Annotated in this window: 15 protein-coding genes; 5 read left to right on the forward strand and 10 right to left on the reverse strand. The window is 72.7% G+C overall.

Features of this window, described 5'->3' with window-relative positions:
- Positions 1–35: 35 nt before the first annotated feature.
- Positions 36–1,091: a methyltransferase gene (locus tag IG94_RS0118860; protein ID WP_043483952.1), complete on the forward strand. Its 1,056-nt coding sequence runs from the start codon at positions 36–38 to the stop codon at positions 1,089–1,091.
- A gap of 90 nt (positions 1,092–1,181) precedes the next feature.
- On the opposite strand, the gene IG94_RS0118865 is transcribed toward IG94_RS0118860, so the two are convergent.
- A complete protein-coding gene (locus IG94_RS0118865) occupies positions 1,182–2,579 on the reverse strand; it encodes a salicylate synthase (RefSeq protein WP_078892342.1) in 1,398 nt (465 codons plus the stop codon).
- 320 nt (positions 2,580–2,899) lie between these two features.
- Between IG94_RS0118865 and IG94_RS0118870 the strand changes: the two genes are divergently transcribed.
- On the forward strand, positions 2,900–3,556 hold the full coding sequence (locus tag IG94_RS0118870) for a hypothetical protein (RefSeq protein WP_031037829.1): 657 nt from the start codon (positions 2,900–2,902) through the stop codon (positions 3,554–3,556).
- Here the strand turns inward: IG94_RS0118870 and IG94_RS0118875 are convergent.
- From IG94_RS0118875 to IG94_RS0118905, 7 genes are all read right to left on the reverse strand, one after another.
- The gene (locus tag IG94_RS0118875; protein ID WP_031037832.1) at positions 3,553–5,082 is read right to left on the reverse strand and encodes an NCS1 family nucleobase:cation symporter-1; all 1,530 of its coding nucleotides are present in this window, start codon (positions 5,080–5,082) and stop codon (positions 3,553–3,555) included. The genes IG94_RS0118870 and IG94_RS0118875 overlap by 4 nt on opposite strands.
- 139 nt (positions 5,083–5,221) lie before the next feature.
- Entirely contained in the window at positions 5,222–6,244 is a 1,023-nt protein-coding gene (locus IG94_RS0118880; protein ID WP_031037835.1) for a TIGR03842 family LLM class F420-dependent oxidoreductase, read from the reverse strand.
- Positions 6,245–6,255: 11 nt separating this feature from the next.
- Positions 6,256–7,659, reverse strand: a complete 1,404-nt coding sequence (gene hydA / locus IG94_RS0118885; RefSeq protein ID WP_031037839.1) for a dihydropyrimidinase — start codon at positions 7,657–7,659, stop codon at positions 6,256–6,258.
- A 34-nt stretch (positions 7,660–7,693) separates the two neighbouring features.
- On the reverse strand, positions 7,694–8,536 hold the full coding sequence (locus IG94_RS0118890; RefSeq protein ID WP_031037840.1) for a nitrilase-related carbon-nitrogen hydrolase: 843 nt from the start codon (positions 8,534–8,536) through the stop codon (positions 7,694–7,696).
- 162 nt (positions 8,537–8,698) lie between these two features.
- The gene (locus tag IG94_RS0118895) at positions 8,699–10,378 is read right to left on the reverse strand and encodes a PucR family transcriptional regulator (protein ID WP_031037842.1); all 1,680 of its coding nucleotides are present in this window, start codon (positions 10,376–10,378) and stop codon (positions 8,699–8,701) included.
- Positions 10,379–10,497: 119 nt separating this feature from the next.
- Positions 10,498–11,781: an aspartate aminotransferase family protein gene (locus IG94_RS0118900; RefSeq protein WP_031037844.1), complete on the reverse strand. Its 1,284-nt coding sequence runs from the start codon at positions 11,779–11,781 to the stop codon at positions 10,498–10,500.
- Between the two features lie 226 nt (positions 11,782–12,007).
- Positions 12,008–12,259, reverse strand: coding sequence for a helix-turn-helix domain-containing protein (locus IG94_RS0118905; protein WP_031037846.1), 252 nt, complete (start codon positions 12,257–12,259; stop codon positions 12,008–12,010).
- 64 nt (positions 12,260–12,323) lie between these two features.
- Here IG94_RS0118905 and map point away from each other — a divergent pair, with 64 nt between their 5' ends.
- Both map and IG94_RS0118915 read left to right on the forward strand, forming a co-directional pair.
- Positions 12,324–13,100 (forward strand): type I methionyl aminopeptidase, encoded by a 777-nt coding sequence (map, locus tag IG94_RS0118910; RefSeq protein ID WP_031037851.1) that lies wholly within the window; start codon positions 12,324–12,326, stop codon positions 13,098–13,100.
- A gap of 408 nt (positions 13,101–13,508) precedes the next feature.
- Positions 13,509–16,037 (forward strand): ATP-dependent Clp protease ATP-binding subunit, encoded by a 2,529-nt coding sequence (locus tag IG94_RS0118915; RefSeq protein ID WP_031037854.1) that lies wholly within the window; start codon positions 13,509–13,511, stop codon positions 16,035–16,037.
- 21 nt (positions 16,038–16,058) lie between these two features.
- Here IG94_RS0118915 and ggt read toward each other — a convergent pair whose 3' ends face one another.
- Positions 16,059–17,888 carry a gamma-glutamyltransferase gene (gene ggt, locus IG94_RS0118920; RefSeq protein WP_031037857.1) on the reverse strand — a complete coding sequence of 610 codons (1,830 nt, stop codon included), beginning with the start codon at positions 17,886–17,888 and terminating at the stop codon, positions 16,059–16,061.
- Between the two features lie 169 nt (positions 17,889–18,057).
- Between ggt and IG94_RS0118925 the strand changes: the two genes are divergently transcribed.
- On the forward strand, positions 18,058–18,816 hold the full coding sequence (locus IG94_RS0118925) for a hypothetical protein (protein ID WP_031037859.1): 759 nt from the start codon (positions 18,058–18,060) through the stop codon (positions 18,814–18,816).
- A 9-nt stretch (positions 18,817–18,825) separates the two neighbouring features.
- Here the strand turns inward: IG94_RS0118925 and IG94_RS0118930 are convergent, their stop codons facing one another.
- A complete protein-coding gene (locus tag IG94_RS0118930; protein WP_224326106.1) occupies positions 18,826–20,280 on the reverse strand; it encodes a Gfo/Idh/MocA family protein in 1,455 nt (484 codons plus the stop codon).
- Positions 20,281–20,663 lie beyond the last annotated feature (383 nt).

The following is a 20,663-nucleotide window of genomic DNA, read 5'->3' on the forward strand; positions in this document are numbered from 1 at the left end:
CCCGACGCACGTGTGACACACGACAGGAGACCCAAGTGACCGACCCGACGCCCCTCGCCCAGCGCGATCTCGTGCCGCTGCTCTTCGGCCACGCGGCTTTCCAGCAGCTCAACGCGTTCTGCGAGCTGGGCCTGGCGGAACTGCTGTCCGAACGTCCCGGACTCACCGGAGCACAGGTCGCCGAGGCGCTCCGCCTTCCGCCGCGCTCCGCGGACGTCCTGCTGCTCGGCGCGACGGCCCTCCGGCTCACGGTGAAGGACGGTGACCGCTACCGCAACGCCCGGCTCGTGACGGAGTGGATCGACGACGGCCTCTGGTCGAACCTGCGCGACATCGTCGAGTTCCAGGCGCGCATCGCCTACGCACCGGCCGCGGAGTACGTGGATTCCCTGCGCAACGGGGAGAACCTCGGACTGCGGCACTTCGCCGGTGACACCCGGGACCTGTACAGCAGGCTGGCCGGCACTCCGGGGCTCGAAGAGCTCTTCTACCGGGGCATGAACTCCTGGTCGCGCGTGTCCAATCCGGTGCTGGTACGGGGCGTCGACTACTCGGGCGTCCGGCGGATCCTCGACGTCGGGGGCGGGGGCGCCCTGAACGCCATCGAGCTGGCACGCACTCACCCGCATCTGCGCGTCACCGTACTGGACCGGCCGAGCGCTCTGGACGTGGCTGCCGAGAACATCGGGCACGCCGGGCTCTCCGACCGCATTGACACCTACGCGGCCGACATCTTCGAGGACGACTATCCGGCGGGCTACGACTGCCATCTCTTCGCCCACCAACTCGTCATCTGGTCACCGGAGCAGAACAAGCGGCTCCTGGGCAAGTCCCTCCGCGCACTGGACCCCGGCGGTCGGACCCTCGTCTTCAACGCCTTCACCGACGACGACGGAGGCGGCCCGCTCTACACGGCTCTGGACGGCGTGTACTTCACCACGCTGCCCTTCGAGAGCAGCACGATCTATCCGTGGAGCGCCTACGAGGGATGGCTCCGCGAACTCGGGTACGCCTCCCAGCGCAGGGTCACCCTTGAGACGTGGACTCCGCACGGTGTGGTGGAGGGCCACAAGTCGGCCTCGGCCGGCTGACCCGCTCGTGTCGGGTCGCGTCCCGGCAGGCCCGCGGCCCCGGTGCGACTGCGCACCCGGGACCGCGGGCCGACCGACGAGCGGGGAGGGTCAGCTCGTCACGGTGTGCCGGGTGGCTGCGGAAGCCGCTGCCGCGTCGGCATCGGCGTCGGGAGGTGTACCGGGGGCGGCGGGAACCAGGTAGCGGGCCACACTGCGCATCTTCTCGCAGGTCTCCTCGAACTCCCGGTCCGGCGTCGAGTCGGCGACGATCCCGGCTCCGGCCTGCAGCCACGTGCGGCCATGCTGCTGGAAGACGGTTCGCAGCACCAACGCCGAGTCCAGGGCCCCCTGCGCGTCGGCGGTGAAGACGGCGCCGCCGTACAGGCCCCGCGGGCCTGTCTCGTGTGCGCGGATCGCGCGGTAGGCCGCGGCCTTCGGTATGCCGGACGCCGTCACGGCCGGGAACAGAGCCGCGAAGACGTCCCACGGGCCGCGGTCGTCCGCCAGCCGTCCGACGGCCGCCGAGGCCAGGTGCTGCACGGAGCCCCGCTCCTGCACCCGCATGAACTCCTCGACCCCGACGGTCCCCGCACGGCAGACGCTCTCCATTTCCTCGCAGGCGAGTCGGACCGAGACGGCGTGCTCGAAGACCTCCTTGGGATCGGACACCAGGTCGGCCCGCAGTCGCTCGCTGCGGACACGGTCCTGGGCATGAAGAGCGCGGGTGCCCGCCAGCGGACGGCTCACGACCCTCCCGCCGGCAGAGACCTCGGCCACGGTCTCGGGGCTGAAGCCGGCGGCACGCAGGCCGTCCAGGTTCAGCAGGAAGGAGCGGGCCGGGGTGTTCCCCCGGCGCCCCGCGAGATACGTGGCCACCAGGTCGATGTCGAACGCGACCGGGACGACGCGCGAGACGATGGCCTTGGTGAGCCGCTTGGCCCGGATGTCCGCGACCACCGAGGCGACGGCCGTGCGGTACTCCTCACCGCCGGACTCCTCCACCGCCAGTGACACCGGTGACGCGGACACGTCCTCGGACGCCTCGGCCACGGTGTCGGCCAGGACCTGGAGCAACCGGCGGTCGTCGCCGCGCAGCACCGCGCCGTCCGCCCGGACGCCGATCTCCACCTGGGGCACGATCGCATGCAACAGCACTCCGGGGGCGAGGAGTTCGGGCAGGCCTGCCTGTGCGTAGGCGAACTCGAACGCCGTCCAGCCGTAGAGACTCCAGTCGTCGACGGGTGCCTCGGAGAGGATCTCGGCGAAGGCGCGGGCCGGATCCTCGGGGAACGGGCGCAAGGACTCGCGGTCGTGCCAGCGGGTCCGGAATCCGTTGTGGTCCAGGACGATCTCTGCGGCGGCCCCGCCGGCGAAGGTCCAGGTCCCGTCGCGCTCGTAGACGACGAACTTTCCGAACGTGGTGGAGCGGGCAAGACGGCCCACGGCCACGAGCGGATCGATGTGCGCGCGCATCCTCAGCTCATACGGGTACTGACGGCGTGCCATGGTTCCCCTTTCCGCCACGGGGGCGGTGCGCGGGTACGGATACCGGCGCAACGCTGGCAGCGGTCACTTTCGCGGCACTTTCGTTCCGGTTGCGGCTCCGCATGCGGCTGTCGCGGCAGAACAGGGCGCCGAGAGTGCCGGGGACGGCCGGGAGGCCGTGCGGCAGCGGGGTGCCCCGATCCGGCCACCGGACCGGTACATCTGCGTCACCGCGCGGCCACGCACCGAGTTCGCCCCTTCCGCCCTGCGGGGACTCGTGTGACACTGACGTCCCGTCCGCAGTGCGGGCCCTCCGCACCGTCCCCCACGAGAAGTGCGCCGTGCGTTCTCTTCCTCTGCCGCTCGCCCTGACCGCGCGCCTGGCGCCGGTCGCCGTGCTCGCCACGGCGGGCTGGGCGCTGTCGTCCGGGCCGGACACCTCACCGGCCGCGAAGGACAAGACGCCGCCCGACACCACCAACAGATCCGCCTCCGCCCCGGCGACGCAGGCGGCGACCAAGACGTACGCCGCCGCGCCGGCGCCGTGCGAGAGCCTGGCCGGCAAGACGGTGACCTCGCTGGTGCCGGATGCCAAGGCGGACGGCAAGGAGATTCCGTCCACGGACACCGACGTGCGCCGCACCTGCTCCTGGAACGCGCTCAAGGGCTACGACTACCGCTGGCTCGACGTCTCCTACGAGGTGATGGAGTCGGACGAGGCGGCGCGGAAGTCGTTCGAGGGACGGGTCGCCGACCGCGGCGGCGGCGGTGAGGTCGCCGGCCTCGGTGACGAGGCGTACTCCGTCGTCAACCTCACCACCGAGGACAAGCAGCAGACCCGCGAGGGCACCGTGCTGGTGCGCGCCGCCAACGCCGTGGTGATGATCACCTACAACGGCAGCGACTTCGAGTCGAAGAAGGCTCCCGGCACGACCGAGATCAACAAGGGCGCCATCAAGGCGGCCAAGGAGGCGGTGGCCGCCCTCCAGGACGGCTAGCGATCGCCCGTCGGCCGGGTGGCGGGCAGCGTCATCAGGGCGAGGTGGACCACGAGGGACGTCGCCAGGCCCACCGCCCAGCCGTAGTCGGCCAGCGGTTCGAGGAAGGGCAGCGGACGACCGTCGACCAGGGGGTGGAAGTCCGCCCCGCCGACGGCGAGGACACCGCCGGCGGCGAAGGCCAGCACCGCCCGCCAGTTCCAGCCGCCCGCGTACCAGTAGCGTCCGCCGGGGAGGTACAGGTCGACGAGGTCGAGCCGGGCACGGCGCAGGATCCAGTAGTCGGCGATCAGGATGCCGGCGACCGTGCCGAGCAGTCCGCCGACCAGGCCGAGCCAGGTGAAGATGTAGCCCTGCGGGTCGGAGTAGAGCTTCCACGGGCAGATCAGCACGGCGAGCACGCAGGTGATGAGCGCACCGGCCCGGAAACTCACCCTGCGCGGCGCGATGTTGGAGAAGTCGAAGGCCGGTGAGACCAGGTTGGCGGCGATGTTCACGGACAGGGTCGCCACCAGGACGGTCACCAGGGCGAAGAGCAGGCCGACGACGTTGTCCGTCTTCGCGGCGAGCTGCACCGGGTCCCACACCGGCTCGCCGTACACGGCCTGCGAACCGGAGGTGACCATCACGGAGAGGAACGCGAAGAGGGTCATGGTCGTGGGGAGTCCCAGGGCCTGCCCGCGGGTCTGGGCCCGCTGGCTCTTCCCGTACCGGGTGAAGTCCGGGATGTTGAGGGACAGGGTGGACCAGAAGCCGATCATGCCCATGAGCGAGGGCCAGAACAGCTTCCAGAAGTCGCCGCCCCAGCCGAGCCGGGACTCCTGCGCGAAGAGCGGGCCGAAGCCGCCCGCCTTGTCCGTCATCCACCACAGCATCACGAAGGCGCCGACCAGGACGAAGGGCGCCGCCCAGTTCTCGAAGCGGCGGATCGTCTCCATGCCGCGGTAGATGATCACGACCTGGATCGCCCAGAAGATCGCGAACGACAGCCACATCGTCCAGGCGTGCCCGCCGAACGCGGCGGCGTTCGTCCAGCCGTCGCCGATCAGCTTGCCGGCCAGGAAGTAGATGGCCTCGCCGCCGATCCAGGTCTGGATGCCGAACCAGCCGCAGGCCACCAACGCCCGTACGACAGCGGGCATGTTGGCGCCGCGGACGCCGAAGGAGGCGCGGGCGAAGACCGGGAAGGGAATGCCGTACCGGGGGCCGGCGTGCCCGGTGAGCAGCATCGGCACGAGCACGATCAGGTTGGCCAGGGCGATGGTGAGCACCGCCTGCTTCCAGTCCATGCCGACGGCGATCAGACCGGAGGCGAGGGTCCAGGAGGCGGTGTTGTGGGCCATGCCGACCCACAGGGCGGAGAAGTTGTACGTGGTCCAGGTGCGCTTGCCGACGGGTACCGGCAGCAGGTCCTCGTTCGCGTAGCGCCCACTGGGCGGCGGGGAGCCCGGGGCGAGCTCCACGCGTCCGTCGGGAAGGGTGACTTGGGCGGACGGCGGTATGGCCGTGGGCGCGGTGTCGGTCATGGGCAGGCCAATCGTGGGGTGGGACGGGAGAGGCCGTGCGGGGGTGCCGAGGGGGGTGCGCGGGTGCGCCCTTGGCCCCCTCCCCCGGGGAGGCGGGAGGGGGAGTCGGTGCCGGGAGGGACGTCGGTGGGCCGCCGGGTCAGGCGTTGACGGCCGGGATGATCTTCGTGCCGTAGAGGTCGATCACGGCTTCCTGGGCGTCGTGCATGTCGTAGAGCGCGAACTGGTCGACGCCGAGGGCGCGCAGGGCGTTGAGCTTCTCGATGTGCTGCTCGGCCGTTCCGATCAGGCAGAACCGGTCGACGATCTCGTCCGGCACGAACTGCGTGTCCGGATTGCCGCTGCGTCCGTGGTGGGCGTAGTCGTAGCCCTGGCGGGCCTTGATGTAGTCGGTGAGTTCGCCGGGTACGGCGCCGGTGCGGGCGCCGTACTTGGCGACCAGGTCGGCCACGTGGTTGCCGACCATGCCGCCGAACCAGCGGCACTGCTCGCGGGCGTGGGCGAGGGCGGCGGGCGAGTCGTCGTCGGTGACGTAGGCGGGGGCGGCGACGCAGACCGTCACCTCGGACGGGTCGCGTCCGGCGGCCTCGGCGGCGTCCCGGACGGCCTTGACCATGTACTCGGTCAGGTAGGGGTCGGCGAGCTGGAGGATGAAGCCGTCGGCCTCCTCGCCGGTCATCTTCAGGGCCCTGGGACCGTACGCGGCCATCCACACCGGCACTTCGGCGCCGGGTTTGACCCAGGGGAACCTGACGGCGGTGCCGCCGCCGGGGTCGGCCTCCTCTCCCCTGCCCAGTGCGCGGATGACCTTCATGGCCCCGCTGATCCGGGCGAGCGTGTTGGGTCTGCGGCCGGCCACCCGCATCGCCGAGTCGCCGCGGCCGATGCCGCAGACGGTGCGGTTGCCGAACATGTCGTTGAGGGTGGCGAAGGTGGAGGCGGTCACCTCCCAGGTGCGGGTGCCCGGGTTGGTGACCATCGGGCCGATCTTGAGGGTGCTGGTGCGGGCCAGGATCTGGCTGTAGATCACGAACGGTTCCTGCCAGAGCACGGCGGAGTCGAAGGTCCAGCCGTGGCTGAAGCCGTTGCGCTCGGCCCGCTGCATCAGCTCCACGACGCGGGAGGCCGGCGGGTCGGTCTGCAGGACGAGTCCGAAGTCCATGGGCGGCGCTCCTAGTTCAGGTACTGACAGGTGGCGCGCGGGGTGTACACGCCGTGGCCCTTGCGCCCGGTGTACTCCCGCTCGGTCACGACCGGTTCGCCGCGCGAGAGCACGGTCTCGACGCGTCCGGTGATCCGCCTGCCCTCGTACGCCGAGTAGTCGACGTTCATGTGGTGGGTCTCGGCGGAGACGACCTGCTCGGCGTGCGGGTCGTAGACGACGATGTCGGCGTCGGCGCCGGGCGCGATGGTGCCCTTCTTCGGGTAGAGGCCGAACATGCGGGCCGGGGTGGCGCAGGCGATCTCGATCCAGCGGCGGCGGCCGATGTGCCCGTCGACGACGGCCTGGTGGAGCAGGTCCATGCGGTTCTCGACGCCCGGCATGCCGTTGGGGATCTTGGAGAAGTCGCCGCGGCCCAGTTCCTTCTGGCCGGTGAAGCAGAAGGGGCAGTGGTCGGTCGAGACCACCTGGAGGTCGTTGGTCCGCAGCCCCCGCCACAGCGCCGCCTGGTGCTCCTCGGGCCGCAGGGGCGTGCTGCACACGTACTTGGCGCCCTCGAAGCCGGGCTCGGCGAGGTTGTCGGTGGACAGGAACAGGTACTGCGGGCAGGTCTCGCCGAAGACCGGCAGGCCCTCGTCGCGGGCCCGGGTCAGTTCGGCGACCGCCTCCGTCGCCGAGACGTGCACGACGTACAGCGGCGCGCCGGCGACCTGGGCGAGCCGGATGGCGCGGTGGGTGGCCTCGGCCTCCAACAGGGCCTTGCGGACCTCGCCGTGGAAGCGGGGATCGGTCTCGCCCCGGGCGAGCGCCTGTTCGACCAGGACGTCGATGGCGATGCCGTTCTCGGCGTGCATCATGATCAGTCCGCCGTTGCCGGCGGCGCGCTGCATGGCGCGCAGGATCTGCCCGTCGTCGGAGTAGAAGACGCCGGGATACGCCATGAACTGCTTGAAGGAGGTCACCCCTTCCTCCACCAGGAGGTCCATCTCCTTGAGCGTCTCCCCGGTCACGTCGGAGACGATCATGTGGAAGCCGTAGTCGATCGCGCAGTTGCCCTCGGCCTTGGCGTGCCAGGCGTCCAGGCCCTCGCGCAGGGAGCGTCCGACGCCCTGGATGGCGAAGTCGACGATGGTGGTGGTGCCGCCCCAGGCGGCGGCCCGGGTGCCGGTCTCGAAGGTGTCGGCGGCGTAGGTGCCGCCGAACGGCATCTCCATGTGGGTGTGCCCGTCGACGCCGCCCGGGATCACGTACTTGCCGGTGGCGTCGATGACGCGCTCGGCGGCGAACGCACCGGCGGCCGGGGTGCCGCTGGCGGCGAGCGCGGCGACGCGGCCGTCCTCGATCAGGACGTCGGCGTGGAGTTCGTCGGAGGCGGTGACGACGAGGCCGCCGCGGATGACGGTACGGCTGCTCATGCTGCTGTTCCCTCCTGTCGGTGGCACCGGCGGTTCAGGGCGCGGTCAGCGGGGAGTACGCGCCCGGCGCGCGGTCGCGGTAGAACTGCCAGCGGTCGCGGACCTCGCGCAGCTTGCCCATGTCGAGGTCGCGGACGACGAGTTCGCTCTCCTTGTCGCTCGCGACCTCGCCGACGAACCGCGCCTCGGGGTCGACGAAGTAGGAGGTGCCGTAGAAGTCGTTGTCCCCGTACTCCTCGACGCCGACGCGGTTGATGGCGCCGACGAAGTACTCGTTGGCGACGGCTGCGGCCGGCTGCTCCAGCTGCCACAGGTAGCCGGAGAGGCCGCGCGAGGTGGCCGAGGGGTTGAACACGATCTCGGCGCCTTCGAGGCCCAGCGCCCGCCAGCCCTCCGGGAAGTGCCGGTCGTAGCAGATGTAGACGCCGACCTTGCCGACGGCGGTGTCGAAGACCGGCCAGCCGCTGTTGCCGGGGCGGAAGTAGAACTTCTCCCAGAAGCCGCGCACCTGCGGGATGTGCGTCTTGCGGTACTTGCCGAGGTAGGAGCCGTCGGCGTCGATGACGGCCGCGGTGTTGTAGAGGACTCCGGGCTGCTCCTCCTCGTACACGGGGAGCACCAGGACGATGCCGTGCTCGCGGGCGAGCCGCTGGAAGCGCTCCACGACCGGCCCGTCGGGGACGCGTTCGGCGTAGGCGTAGAACTGGGGGTCCTGGACCTGGCAGAAGTACGGTCCGTAGAACAGCTCCTGGAAGCACATGACCTGTGCGCCCTGGGCGGCGGCGTCGCGCACCGCCTGCTCGTGGACCTGGATCATCGATTCCTTGTCGCCCGTCCAGGCGGTCTGGAAGAGCGCGGCACGGATCACTCGGCTCATCTTCGGCCTCCACTCGTTCGAACAGCTCGGTCTGACGTCGTCGGGTGTGACGTCGGGTCTGACGTTCGGTCTGGCGATCGGTGTACGGCGAGACTAGGGACGGCGGGTGGCCGGATTGAGTGGCACGGTGTCACGTCTGCGGGGGTCGGGCATTGCACGGTGTCACCCCTGTTGTGCGTCGTGGGCGAGGAGCGCGATGTGGACGGAGGCGGCCTGCTCGAAGTCGTCGAGGTCGACGCCGAGCCGGTCCTGTATGGCCTCGATACGGCGGTAGAGGGCGGGCCGGGAGACGTGGTGGAGCCGGGCGGTGCGGGACTTGTTGCGTCCGGTGGCGAGGTAGGTGCGCAGGACGGGCAACAGGTCCCGGTCGGGGCCGCGCAGCAGTCCGTCCAGCTCGCGCTCGGCGAAGGACTGGACGTGCGGGTCGTCGCGCAGCAGCCGGACCAGGCCGCGCAGATGGACGTCGCGCAGGCGCACGACGGGCGGCAGGCCGAGGGCGGCGGCCGAGCCTGCGACGGCGTCGGCGACCTGCTGTGCCTCGCGCAGTCCGGCGGGCACGTCGGACCAGTCGGTGCGGGCGTCGGCGGCGGCGACCACGGTGTGGGCCGCGTCGGGCTCCGCCCGCAGCCGGGCGGCGAAGTGGGCGGTGAGGGATCTGGCGTCCTGGTCGGGGGCGAGGCTGAGCAGGACGGCGACCCGGCCGTCGGCGAGGCCCGCGGCGATCGCGGGCAGCCCGAGGAGCCGCAGGACCCGGGCCGGCCGGGCGGTGTCCCGGGCGCCGACGACCAGCGGGACGAAGACCCGCCGGTTGACCGGCAGTCCGGCGGCGCGGGCCCGGGGCAGCAGTTGGCGGGCCGGTACCGCCCCGCTGACCAGGTCGGTGAGCAGGCTCCGCGCGGACTGCTCCTCCCAGGAGTCCCAGGTGTCCCAGGAGTCCGAGGTGTCCCAGGATTTCCATGAGCCCCGGGAACCCGCGGCACCCGCGGCGCCCGGTGCGGTGCCGCCGTGGGTTCCGTCGCCGGCGAGCATGCGGTGCAGGACGAGGGCCTCGGCGGCGCGGTCGGCGAGCAGCCGCCCGGTGGCCCGCTCGCCCCGGTCGCCGCAGAGCACCAGCCGGCCCCAGCGCTCTCCCCGGCAGCTCAGCTCCGCCCGGATCCAGCCGTCCGCCGGCCCGGCACCTGTCTGCCCCGCCTGGCGGGCGATGCGCTCCCAGTCCCGCAGCACGTCGTCGACCGCCGCCCGCTCCCCCGCCGTGGCGAGGACGCGGTGGGCGAGGTTGGTGACGACGACCGGGCAGCCGGCGTGCCGGGCCACCTCGTCGAGCAGGCGCTGCACCGGCGCCCCGGCGGTGATCAGGCCGGTCAGTTCGGTGCGTACGGCCTCGGAGAGGCTGACGGCGGCGAACTTGCGCCGCAGCAGCCGGGACTGCACCTCCTCGGTCAGCTCGGCGAACGGGAAGGGCCGGTGCAGGACGACCAGGGGCAGCCCGCAGCGCTCGGCCGCCCTGCGCATCACGTCGGGCGGAGCGGGGAAGGCCCGCCCCAGGCCGAGCACGACGGCCGAGGCCTCGGCGCGGTCCAGGGACCGGATGTACTCGCCCTGCTTGTCCTCGTCCCCGGCGAGCAGCACGCCGGTGGTGAGCACCATCTCGCCGCCGCTGAGCATCACGCCGACGTCGGCGGCCTCGGCCACGTGCACCCAGCGCACGGGCCGGTCGAGCCGGTGGGCGCCGGCCACCACCTCGGGCTGCCCGGCCAGGACCCGTTCGAGGCCGAGGACCTGGCGGACCGACAGGGCGGGTTCCCAGGGGTGCTGGGCCGGGGTTCCAGCGGTGGTGGTCATGTCGGCCGCCTCCTGGGCTCGGGCGTGTCGTGCGGACCGGGGCGGCTCGGAGGCGGCGGTGCCTCGTAGCCGGCCCGCGCCCCGGCAGGATCCGGCGGGGCGCCCCGGGGACGCGCCGGTCAGACGCTCCGCAGGGCGCGTTCGAGGATCGCGGCGCCTTCCTCGGCCTCCGCGACGGTGAGGGACATCGGCGGGGCGATGCGCAGGGCGCTGGTGTCGTGCCCGCCGCCCTTGCCGATGAGCAGCCCGCCCGCGCGGGCCTCCTCCAGGACGGCGGACGCGGCCTCGGGGGCGGCCTCGTCGGTGCCGGGCCGGGTCAGTTCGACGCCGATCATCAGTCCGCGTCCGCGCACCTCCCGTACGTGCGGCACCCGGGCGGCGACGGACCGCAGGCGTTCCAGGAGCAGTCCGCCGACGCGCCGGGCGTTGCCCTGGAGGTCGTGCTCCAGGAGGTACGCGAGGTTGGCGAGCCCCGCGGCCATGGTGACCTGGGTGCCGCCGAAGGTGGAGATGCTGTTGGCGTCCAGGCAGTTCATGATCTCCGCGCGGGCGACGACGCCGCCGACGGACATGCCGTTGCCGATTCCCTTGGCGAAGGTCACGATGTCCGGCGGCCCGTTCTGCCCGTGCGCCTGCCAGCCCCAGAAGTGCTCGCCGGTGCGGCCCCACCCGGTCTGGACCTCGTCGGCGATCCAGAGGATGCCCCGTTCGTGCAGCACCTCGCGGAAGGCGGCGTAGAGGCCGTCGGGCGGGGAGGTGAAGCCGCCGACGCCCTGCACGGGCTCGGCGATCAGCGCGGCGGGGGCGCGGGTGTGGCCGAGCAGGTCCTTCAGGTCGTCGACGCAGGCGTCGGTGAACTCCCGGTCGTCCAGGTGGGCGTAGGGGCCGCGGGTGCGCACGCCGCCGTGGACGTAGAGCGTCTGGAGCGGGGAGAGCGAGGTCGGGGACCAGCCCCGGTTGCCGGTGACGCCGACGGCGCTGAAGGAGCGGCCGTGGTAGCTGTTGCGCATCGCCAGGATCGTGTTGCTGCGCCGGTACGCCGTGGCGAGCAGGAGGGCGGTGTCGTTGGCCTCGGTGCCGGAGGTGGTGAAGAAGACCCGGGCGTCCGGGATGCCGGAGAGGCAGGCGACGCGTTCGGCGAGTTCGACCATGGGCCGGTTGAGGTAGAGCGTCGAGGAGTGGAGGATCCGCCCGGCCTGTTCGCCCACCGCCTTGGCCACCTCGGGCAGGGCGTGCGCGGTCATCGTGGTGAGGATGCCGCCGAAGAAGTCGAGGTACTTGTTGCCGGCGGCGTCCCAGACGTGCCGGCCCTCACCGTGGGTGATCTCCAGGGGGTCCTCGTAGTACAGGGCGAGCCAGTCGGGCAGGACGGCGCGGTGGCGGCCGAAGAGGTCGGGGGTCACGGCCGCACCGTCCCCTCGTGGGCGCCGGCCCGGGCGTCCCGGGCGCGAGCGGCACGTACGCCGTTGGCCATGAGGTGCTCCTTCGACACGACGTCAGAGCCTCTACGCCCGTAGAGAGGCCGTAGAGGGACGAACGTAAGCCTGGCCGGAGGGGCTTGCCAAGACCATCGTCGTCAAGCCGTGGTGTCGATCGCGTTTCGCACTCCTGTGGGTGAGCGCCGGCCACTCAGGCCATCACGAGCGCGCACCTGCCCACCAGGTCGTCCATGGACAGCCCGAGCGTGCCGGCCAGCGCCGCCACCGTGAAGAACGCCGGGGTGGGCGCCCGGCCGGTCTCGATCTTGCGCAGGGTCTCGGCGGAGATGCCGGCCTCGGCGGCGATCTCCGTCATGCTCCGTTCACCGCGGGCGGCGCGGAGCAGGCGCCCGAGCCGTTCGCCGCGCTCGCGCTCTTCGGGGGTCAGGGGGGTGCGCACCATGGCGTCATTCTAATACCGCACCCCGTATACGGCACCCAATTCAAATACCGGTATAGTAATTGGCATGGTGGAACTGAAGACGGACACATCGATCGACGCCATGCACGCGGCCGGGCAGGTCGTCGCGCGCGCCCTGACCGCCGTACGGCAGGCCGCGGACGTGGGCGTGTCCCTGCTGGAGCTGGACGCGGTGGCACACGAGGTGCTGCGGGAGGCGGGCGCGGGCTCGCCGTTCCTCGGGTACCGGCCCTCCTTCGCGCCGACGCCCTTCCCGGGCGTCATCTGCGCGTCGGTGAACGACGCGATCGTGCACGGCATCCCGGACGGCTACCGGCTGCGCGACGGGGACCTCGTCTCCATCGACTGCGGCGCCCTCCTGGACGGCTGGGCCGGCGACTCGGCGCTCAGCTTCGTCGTGGGCACGCCCCGCGCGGCCGACGTGACGCTGATCGAGACCGCCGAGCGGGCCCTGGAGGCGGGCATCGGGGCGGCCGTCGTCGGCAACCGCATCGGCGACATCGCGCACGCCATCGGCACGGTGTGCCGGGCGGGCGGGTACGGGATCATGGAGGACTTCGGCGGCCACGGCATCGGCCGGCACATGCACGAGGACCCGGGCGTGCCCAACGAGGGCCGGCCGGGACGCGGCCTCCCGCTGCGGCACGGCATGGTCATCGCCATCGAGCCCATGCTGATCTCCGGCGGCCGGGACGACTACCACGCGGCCGCGGACGGCTGGACCCTGCGCTCGAACGACGGAACCCGGGCGGCGCACGTCGAGCACACGGTGGCGATCACGAAGGACGGCCCGCGCGTGCTGACGTCCCGCGACGGCCTCTGACCCGCCGGCCACCCTGCGGGCACGGCGGACCATTCTGCGGGCGCGGTCGACCACTCTGCGGGCGCGACGGCCGCCGGACCCCGGGAGCACACCGGACCGGCCCGCCCCCGGGCGGCGCGGCAGCACCGGGCACCGCCGCGCCGCCCGCCGGACCACCCGTGGTCCCCGGCCGCCACGGCCTCCGCCCCGAACCGCCGGGCACCACCCACGGGCGCGCGAGGCCGCCGGACGACCGGGCACCGGCGCCGCGAGCGCCGGATCGCCGGGCCACCCCGCGGGCGGCCCCGCGCCCCCCTGCTTCCCGGCATGCCCGCCGGAACAGAACGTGTCATGTTGGGCATGGGCGCACGCCGACCTGGTTACCCGGCCCCGGCACGCCGTCAGCGAAGCAGCGGAGGACCGAAGACGATGAGCAGCGGCTTCATGGGCCCCGAGGGCGACCCGTTCGCGGAATTCCTGGCACGCTTCTTCGGCGGGCCGAGGCCGAGGCAGATCGACATCGGCCGGCTGCTCAGCCGGCCCGCCCGGGAGCTGGTGCGCGGGGCCGCGCAGTACGCCGCCGAGCACGGCAGCCGGGACCTGGACACCGAGCACCTGCTGCGGGCCGCGCTCACCAGCGAGCCGACCCGGGGCCTGCTCAGCCGGGCCGGCGCCGACCCCGACTCGCTGGCGTCGCAGATCGACGAGCGGACCGGCCCGGTGCAGCACCCGCCCGGCGAGGTGCCGCCGCCCACGTCGCTCTCGCTCACCCCGGCGGTCAAGCGGGCCCTCCTCGACGCGCACGAGCTGGCCCGCTCCACCGGGACCGGGTACATCGGCCCCGAGCACGTGCTGAGTGCCCTGGCCGCCAACCCGGACTCGGCCGCCGGGCACATCCTGAACGCGGCCCGGTTCGCGCCCTCCGCCATGCCCACGGAGACGCCGGACGCGGCGAAGGCCCGGCCGCAGGACGCGCGGAACACGAACACGCCGACCCTGGACCAGTACGGCCGCGACCTCACCGACCTGGCCCAGCAGGGCCGGATCGACCCGGTGATCGGGCGCGAGGAGGAGATCGAGCAGACCGTCGAGGTGCTGTCCCGCCGCGGCAAGAACAACCCGGTGCTGATCGGGGACGCGGGCGTCGGCAAGACCGCCGTGGTGGAGGGTCTCGCGCAGCGCATCACCGACGGCGACGTGCCGGACGTGCTGGTCGGCCGCCGGGTCGTCGCCCTCGACCTGACCGGCGTGGTCGCCGGTACCCGCTACCGGGGTGACTTCGAGGAGCGGATGAACAACATCGTGGGCGAGATCCGCGCCCACTCCGACGAGCTGATCGTCTTCATCGACGAGCTGCACACGGTCGTCGGCGCCGGGGGCGGCGGCGAGGGCGGGTCGATGGACGCCGGGAACATCCTCAAGCCCGCCCTGGCCCGCGGCGAGCTGCACGTGGTGGGCGCCACCACGCTGGAGGAGTACCGCAGGATCGAGAAGGACGCGGCCCTCGCCCGGCGCTTCCAGCCGATCCTGGTGCCCGAGCCGACGACGGCCGACGCCGTCGAGATCCTGCGCGGCCTGCGCGACCGCTACGAGGCCCACCACCAGGTCCGCTACACCGACGAGGCGCTGGTGGCGGCCGTGGAGATGTCCGACCGCTACCTCACGGACCGGCGGCTGCCCGACAAGGCGATCGACCTGATCGACCAGGCGGGCGCCCGCGTCCGGCTCCGGTCCCGCACCAAGGGCACGGACGTACGGGCCATGGAGCGCGACGTCGACCAGCTGGCGCGGGACAAGGAGCAGGCGGTCGCCGACGAGCAGTACGAGCGGGCGACGCAGCTGCGCGACCGGATCGTCGAGCTGAAGCAGCGGATCACCGAGGCCACCGGCGACGGCGAGGCCGACGAGGGACTGAATCTCGTCGTCGACACGGAGTCGATCGCCGAGGTGGTCTCCCGGCAGACCGGCATCCCCGTCAGCAGCCTCACCCAGGAGGAGAAGGAGCGCCTGCTGGGGCTCGAGTCGCACCTGCACGAGCGGGTGGTCGGCCAGGACGAGGCCGTACAGGTCGTCTCCGAGGCCGTGCTGCGCTCGCGGGCCGGGCTCTCCAGCGCCGACCGGCCCATCGGCAGCTTCCTCTTCCTCGGGCCGACCGGCGTCGGCAAGACCGAGCTGGCCCGCGCGCTGGCCGAGGCGCTGTTCGGCAGCGAGGACCGGATGGTCCGCCTCGACATGAGCGAGTACCAGGAGCGCCACACCGTCAGCCGCCTGGTCGGCGCCCCGCCCGGGTACGTCGGGCACGAGGAGGCCGGGCAGCTCACCGAGGTGGTGCGCCGCCACCCGTACTCGCTGCTCCTGCTCGACGAGGTGGAGAAGGCGCACCCGGACGTCTTCAACATCCTGCTCCAGGTCCTGGACGACGGCCGGCTGACCGACTCGCAGGGCCGGACGGTGGACTTCTCCAACACCGTCGTCGTGATGACCAGCAACCTGGGCTCCGACGCGATCACCCGGCGCGGCGCCGGCATCGGCTTCGGCTCGGGCGGTGCGGAGGCGGACGAGGAGGCCCGGCGCGAGCAGGTGCTGCGCCCGCTGCGCGAGCACTTCCGGCCCGAGTTCCTGAACCGCGTCGACGAGATCGTGGTCTTCCGCCAGCTCAGCGGCGAGCAGCTGCGGCAGATCACCAGCCTGCTGCTCGAACAGACCCGCCGGATGGTGCACGCGCAGGGCGTCACCGTCGACTTCACCGAGGCGGCCGTGGACTGGCTCGCCGAGCGCGGCTACCAGCCCGAGTACGGCGCGCGTCCGCTGCGCCGCACCATCCAGCGCGAGGTCGACAACGAGCTGTCCCGGCTGCTCCTGGACGGCCGGGTGACCGAGGGCGGCCGGGTGACGGTCGACGTCGAGGACGGGCGCCTGGCGTTCCGCACGCCGGAGCGGCCCGTCCCCGAGCCGTGACGGTCTCCGCGAGCCGTGCGGCTACCTCTGCCGCACCGGCTCGACCACCATCGCCGAGCCGCCGCCGCGCCGTTCCTTCTCGGCGGCGGCCAGCCACTTGCCGCCGGGCAGCCGCTGCACGCCGGTCGCGGCGCCGATCTCGGGGTTCTCCTTGAAGGAGTGTCCGAGGGCCTCCAGCTCGGCGCGCAACGCTCTGTCGTAGAGGCCGGGTTCGAGTTCCGTCTGCGCGGCGTTGCGCTGGCTGGCGCGCGGCGCGGCGATCGCGTCCACGAGCGGGAGCCCGCGGTCGACGAAGCCGGTGAGGGTCTGGAGCACGGTGGTGATGATGGTGGCCCCGCCGGGCGAGCCGACGGCCACCACCGGCTGGTGGTGCCGGTCCAGGACGATCGTCGGCGCGATCGAGGAGCGCGGACGCTTGCCGGGTCCCGGCAGGTTCGGGTCGTGGACCGCGGGGTTGGCCGGGGCGAAGGAGAAGTCTGTCAGCTCGTTGTTGAGCAGGAAGCCGCGGCCGGGCACGGTGATGCCGCTGCCGCCGGTCTGCTCGATGGTGAGGGTGTAGGCGACGACGTTGCCCCACTTGTCGGCGACGGTCAGGTGCGTGGTGTTCTCGCCCTCGTACGTCGTCGGTGCCGCCGTCCCGCCGGCCGCGCAGGAGGCCGGGTGCCGCGGGTCGCCGGGCGCGAGGGGGCTGGTGAGCGCCGCGTCGTCGCTGATCAGGCACTCCCGCGAGTCGGCGTAGCGCTGCGACAGCAGCTCGTCGGCCGGTACGTCCTCGAAGGCGGGGTCGCCGACCCAGCGCCCGCGGTCGGCGAAGGCGATGCGGCTCGCCTCGATGAAGCGGTGCAGATAGCGGGCCTTGCTCGCCTCGGAGAGGTCGGTGCGCTCCAGGATGTTCAGGGCCTCGCCGACGGTGGTGCCGCCGGAGGAGGAGGGGGCGATGGAGTAGACGTTCAGGCCGCGGTACGAAGTCCGGGTCGGCTCCTGGGACTTGGCCTCGTACGCCGCGAGGTCCTTGGCGGACAGGTCGCCGGGGCGGGCGTTCCAGCCGGAGTCCGGGTCGACGGGCGGCGCGTTGACGGTGTCGACGATGTCCTTGCCGAGTGCGCCGTGGTAGAGCGCGCCGACGCCCTCGCGGGCCAGCTCCCGGTAGGTGCGCGCCAGGTCCGGGTTCTTGAACGTGGAGCCGACGGCCGGGAGTTCGCCGCCCGGCAGGAACAGCTCGGCGGTGTCCGGGAAGTAGCGGAACCGCTCCTCGTTGTCGGCGGTCTGGGACCGGAAGGTCTCGTCGACGGTGAAGCCGTGCCGGGCGAGGCGCTCGGCCGGTTCGAGCACGGAGGAGAGCCGGCGGCTGCCCCACCTGTCGAGCGCGCGCTGCCAGGTGGCCGGCGTGCCCGGCGTGCCGACGGCGAGCCCGCTGCTGACGGCGTCGGCGAAGGCGAGGGGCTCGCCGTCCTCGGTGAAGAGGTCCTCGCCGGCGGTGAGCGGCGCGGTCTCGCGGCCGTCGATCGTGCGCACGGTGCGGGACCGCGCGTCGTAGTACACAAAGTAGCCGCCGCCTCCGACACCGGCGGAGTACGGCTCGGTGACGCCGAGCGCGGCGGCGGTGGCCACGGCGGCGTCGACGGCGTTGCCGCCCTTGCGGAGCACCTCGATGCCGGCGGCCGAGGCGTCCTGGTCGACGCTGGAGACGGCACCGCCGTAGCCGACGGCGACGGGCGTCTTGGGTGCGGCGGGCCGGCCCGGGCCTGCGGGTCCGCTCGGGTGCGTGGGTGGCGCGGCGGCCCCCAGCGACACCACCACGGCGGCCGAGACCGCCAGGACCGTCAGATTCCGTGCGACAGGGCGACGCATCCGCACCTCCAGAAAGTGGCCGTTCGGGCAGCCCGACCGTGCGGGCAGCATAGTTGACGGTCATGCCCGCGTCAGGCGTGCCGCACGGGATGCCGGGGCGGCCCGGGACGCGGCCTTCCGCGGAGCCCGTCGAACACGGGTGCGCGGATGCCCGCTAGCATGCGCGCCCATGACTGACGACGTACTCGACATCGTCCTGGGTGTGGTCGCGGCGGGCCTCAGCGCCACGCTGGGCTGGCTCGCCCGCACCTACCTGTGGAAGCGGAGACTCCGGCGCAGGCAGGCGTTCTTCGGGCTGCCGGACAGTTCCGAGTCGCTGCTCGTCGTCAACCGCGACCCCGCCGCCTCGGAACCGGCGGTCCACCGCTTCGACGTCTTCGCGCTCCTCGAACTGGCCGCGCTGGTCAAGGACTGCGGCGCGCACATCCAGGTGGTCACCCAGGACATGGTCGGCCAGGGCTTCGGCGAGCGCACGGAGTTCTGCGTCGGCGGGCCCGGTTCGAACCGCCGGATGGCCGCCCACATGGCGGCGATGCTGCCCGGGGTGCGGGTGAACATCGACCCGGAGCCCGGTCCGGACCGCGGCGCCTTCCAGATCGGCAGCGAGCGCTACCGCCTCGACGCGGGGATCACGGAGTACGTCCTGCTGGCCCGTCTCACCGCCGGGGAGCGGCGCGAGGCCCGCCCCGCCTTCCTCTTCTGCGGGCAGCGCGCGATCACCAACCAGGCCGCCACCCGCTACCTCGCCCGGCACCACGAGAAGCTGGCCCGCAAGCACGGCGCGAACTCCTTCGTGCTGCTGCTCAAGGTGGTCAACTCCCAGGCGTACGGCCCGGACGTCGTCGAACTCGTCTCGGACGTCACTCGCGCGGCCACCAGCCCCCTGCCGACCCCCGCGCCGACGGCACCCCGCAACCACCGGGCGTAGGACGGCGGTTCACGTGCCGAGTCCGAGGTCGTCGACGCGGACGGGCCGCCCGGTCCGCATCGATTCGTTGGCCGCGATGCCGACGGCCACGGCCCGCACTCCGTCCAGGTGGCCGGCGGGGCGCCCCAGCGGGTCGGGGCGCACGCGCAGGTCGCGGCGGAAGACGTCCATCAGGAGGATGGCGTCGCCGCCGCCGTGGCCGCCGACGCCGTCGGGTATGGCCACCTCCTCGGCGCGGCCCCAGTGCCGCTGCACGACGAGGCGTTCCTCGACGGGGCGTACCGGATCGAGGTCGGGTCCGCCGGGGGTGGCGGAGGGGTCGAGGTCGATGGTGCCGTCGTCGCCGAGTCGCAGGTGCCCGCGCTCCACGACGGTGAGTTCGGCCCGGCCGCGGGTGCCGTTGACCGAGACGCGGTAGCCCTCCCAGGGGCTGTGCGCGTTCAGTGCGTACGTGAGGGTGGCTCCGCCGCGGTAGTCGACGAGGACGGCCATGTTGTCCTCGATGGTGACGCCGGGGGCGAAGGGGTCCCGGTCGCGCAGGTAGCCGTCGTGGTCCTCGGCGCGCAGGTAGAGCGCCTCCAGCCGCGGGTCGTCGCGCAGGTCGAGCGTGAAGGGGTCGGCGTCCGCGCCGGTGCCGCGCTCCGGTCGGTGCCCCATTCCCCGGGCGGCGGCGTTGGCGTCGCCGTAGAAGCGCAGGCCGCCGGAGGCGTAGACCCGTGCCGGGACGTCGTCGATCCACCAGTTGACGAGGTCGAAGTGGTGGCTGGCCTTGTGCACCAGCAGGCCGCCGGAGTTGGCCTTCTCGCGGTGCCAGCGGCGGAAGTAGTCGGCGCCGTGCATGGTGTCGAGGACCCACTCGAAGTGAACGCCGGTCACCCGGCCCACGGTTCCGTCGGCGATGACCTGCCGCAGCGTCGAATTGCGCGGTGCGTAACGGTAGTTGAAGGTCATGACGACGTCGTTGCCGGTGTCGGCGACGGCTCGGGTGATGCGCCGGCACCCGGCGGCGTCGGTGGTCAGCGGCTTCTCGACGACGACGTCGGCACCGGCCCTCAGGCTCCGGTCGACCAGGTCGGCGTGGGTGCGGTCGACGCTGGTGACGACGACCGTCTCCACACGCTGTTCCGCGATCATGCGCTCCAGGGCGTCCGGTGTGTAGCGGGGCAGGCCCAGGGGCGCTTCCCGGCCGAGGGCGTGTCCGGCCTCGGCGTCGTAGTAGTCGATCCGGGCGGGGTTGGGGTCGAGCCAGGCGACGATCTCCGCGACGTCGGCGTGGTCGCCGGTCAGTCCGGCGACGTACAGGCCGGCGCGGTGGCCGGTCCCCGCGACGGCGTACCGGCGTCTCGGCCTGCCGTCGGCGGGCGGCGCGAAGTCGCCCGCGACGCCGGGGGCGGCGCCGGTCCGGGTGCTCGACGCCGGCGGCGGGGCGGTCGGATTCTGGTCCACGGGGCTGTGCTGCTTCACGGCTTCCTTGACGTTCGTCGAAGGGTCGAAGAGTCGAAGGCCGGCGCTGGAAAGCGCTTACCGCGCGGCAACTTACGCGCCCCCGTCCCGTCTGTCGAGAAGGCCGGGACCTCACCCCGGCGACCACCGACCCCCTGCCGCCCCCGGCGTCCGGACCGGCGCTTCACGACCCCCGGCGGGCCCGGACCCGGCGTGCAGCTGACCTTCTCCTCGCCCGCGGACACCCCGTCGTGGCGTCCGCCCTGCGGCGCGAGCAGTGATCTCCGGCTGCACCCTGCGTGGCCCCCTGTGCGGTCGTGTGCGCCCTGGCGACTGCAACGTACCCAGACAAACGGTGCAGATGTGGACGACACGCAAGATCCACGCATTAGCCCTATTTAAGG

Source organism: Streptomyces olivaceus (assembly GCF_000721235.1).
Classification (GTDB): domain Bacteria; phylum Actinomycetota; class Actinomycetes; order Streptomycetales; family Streptomycetaceae; genus Streptomyces; species Streptomyces olivaceus.

Coding starts and splice junctions, on each gene's coding strand:
- IG94_RS0118865 (WP_078892342.1), bottom strand. CDS start 2,579: ATGGCACGCCGTCAGTACCCGTATGAGCTGAGGATGCGCGCGCACATC.
- IG94_RS0118875 (WP_031037832.1), bottom strand. CDS start 5,082: ATGACCGACACCGCGCCCACGGCCATACCGCCGTCCGCCCAAGTCACC.
- IG94_RS0118880 (WP_031037835.1), bottom strand. CDS start 6,244: ATGGACTTCGGACTCGTCCTGCAGACCGACCCGCCGGCCTCCCGCGTC.
- hydA (WP_031037839.1), bottom strand. CDS start 7,659: ATGAGCAGCCGTACCGTCATCCGCGGCGGCCTCGTCGTCACCGCCTCC.
- IG94_RS0118890 (WP_031037840.1), bottom strand. CDS start 8,536: ATGAGCCGAGTGATCCGTGCCGCGCTCTTCCAGACCGCCTGGACGGGC.
- IG94_RS0118895 (WP_031037842.1), bottom strand. CDS start 10,378: ATGACCACCACCGCTGGAACCCCGGCCCAGCACCCCTGGGAACCCGCC.
- IG94_RS0118905 (WP_031037846.1), bottom strand. CDS start 12,259: ATGGTGCGCACCCCCCTGACCCCCGAAGAGCGCGAGCGCGGCGAACGG.
- map (WP_031037851.1), top strand. CDS start 12,324: ATGGTGGAACTGAAGACGGACACATCGATCGACGCCATGCACGCGGCC.
- IG94_RS0118915 (WP_031037854.1), top strand. CDS start 13,509: ATGAGCAGCGGCTTCATGGGCCCCGAGGGCGACCCGTTCGCGGAATTC.
- ggt (WP_031037857.1), bottom strand. CDS start 17,888: ATGCGTCGCCCTGTCGCACGGAATCTGACGGTCCTGGCGGTCTCGGCC.
- IG94_RS0118925 (WP_031037859.1), top strand. CDS start 18,058: ATGACTGACGACGTACTCGACATCGTCCTGGGTGTGGTCGCGGCGGGC.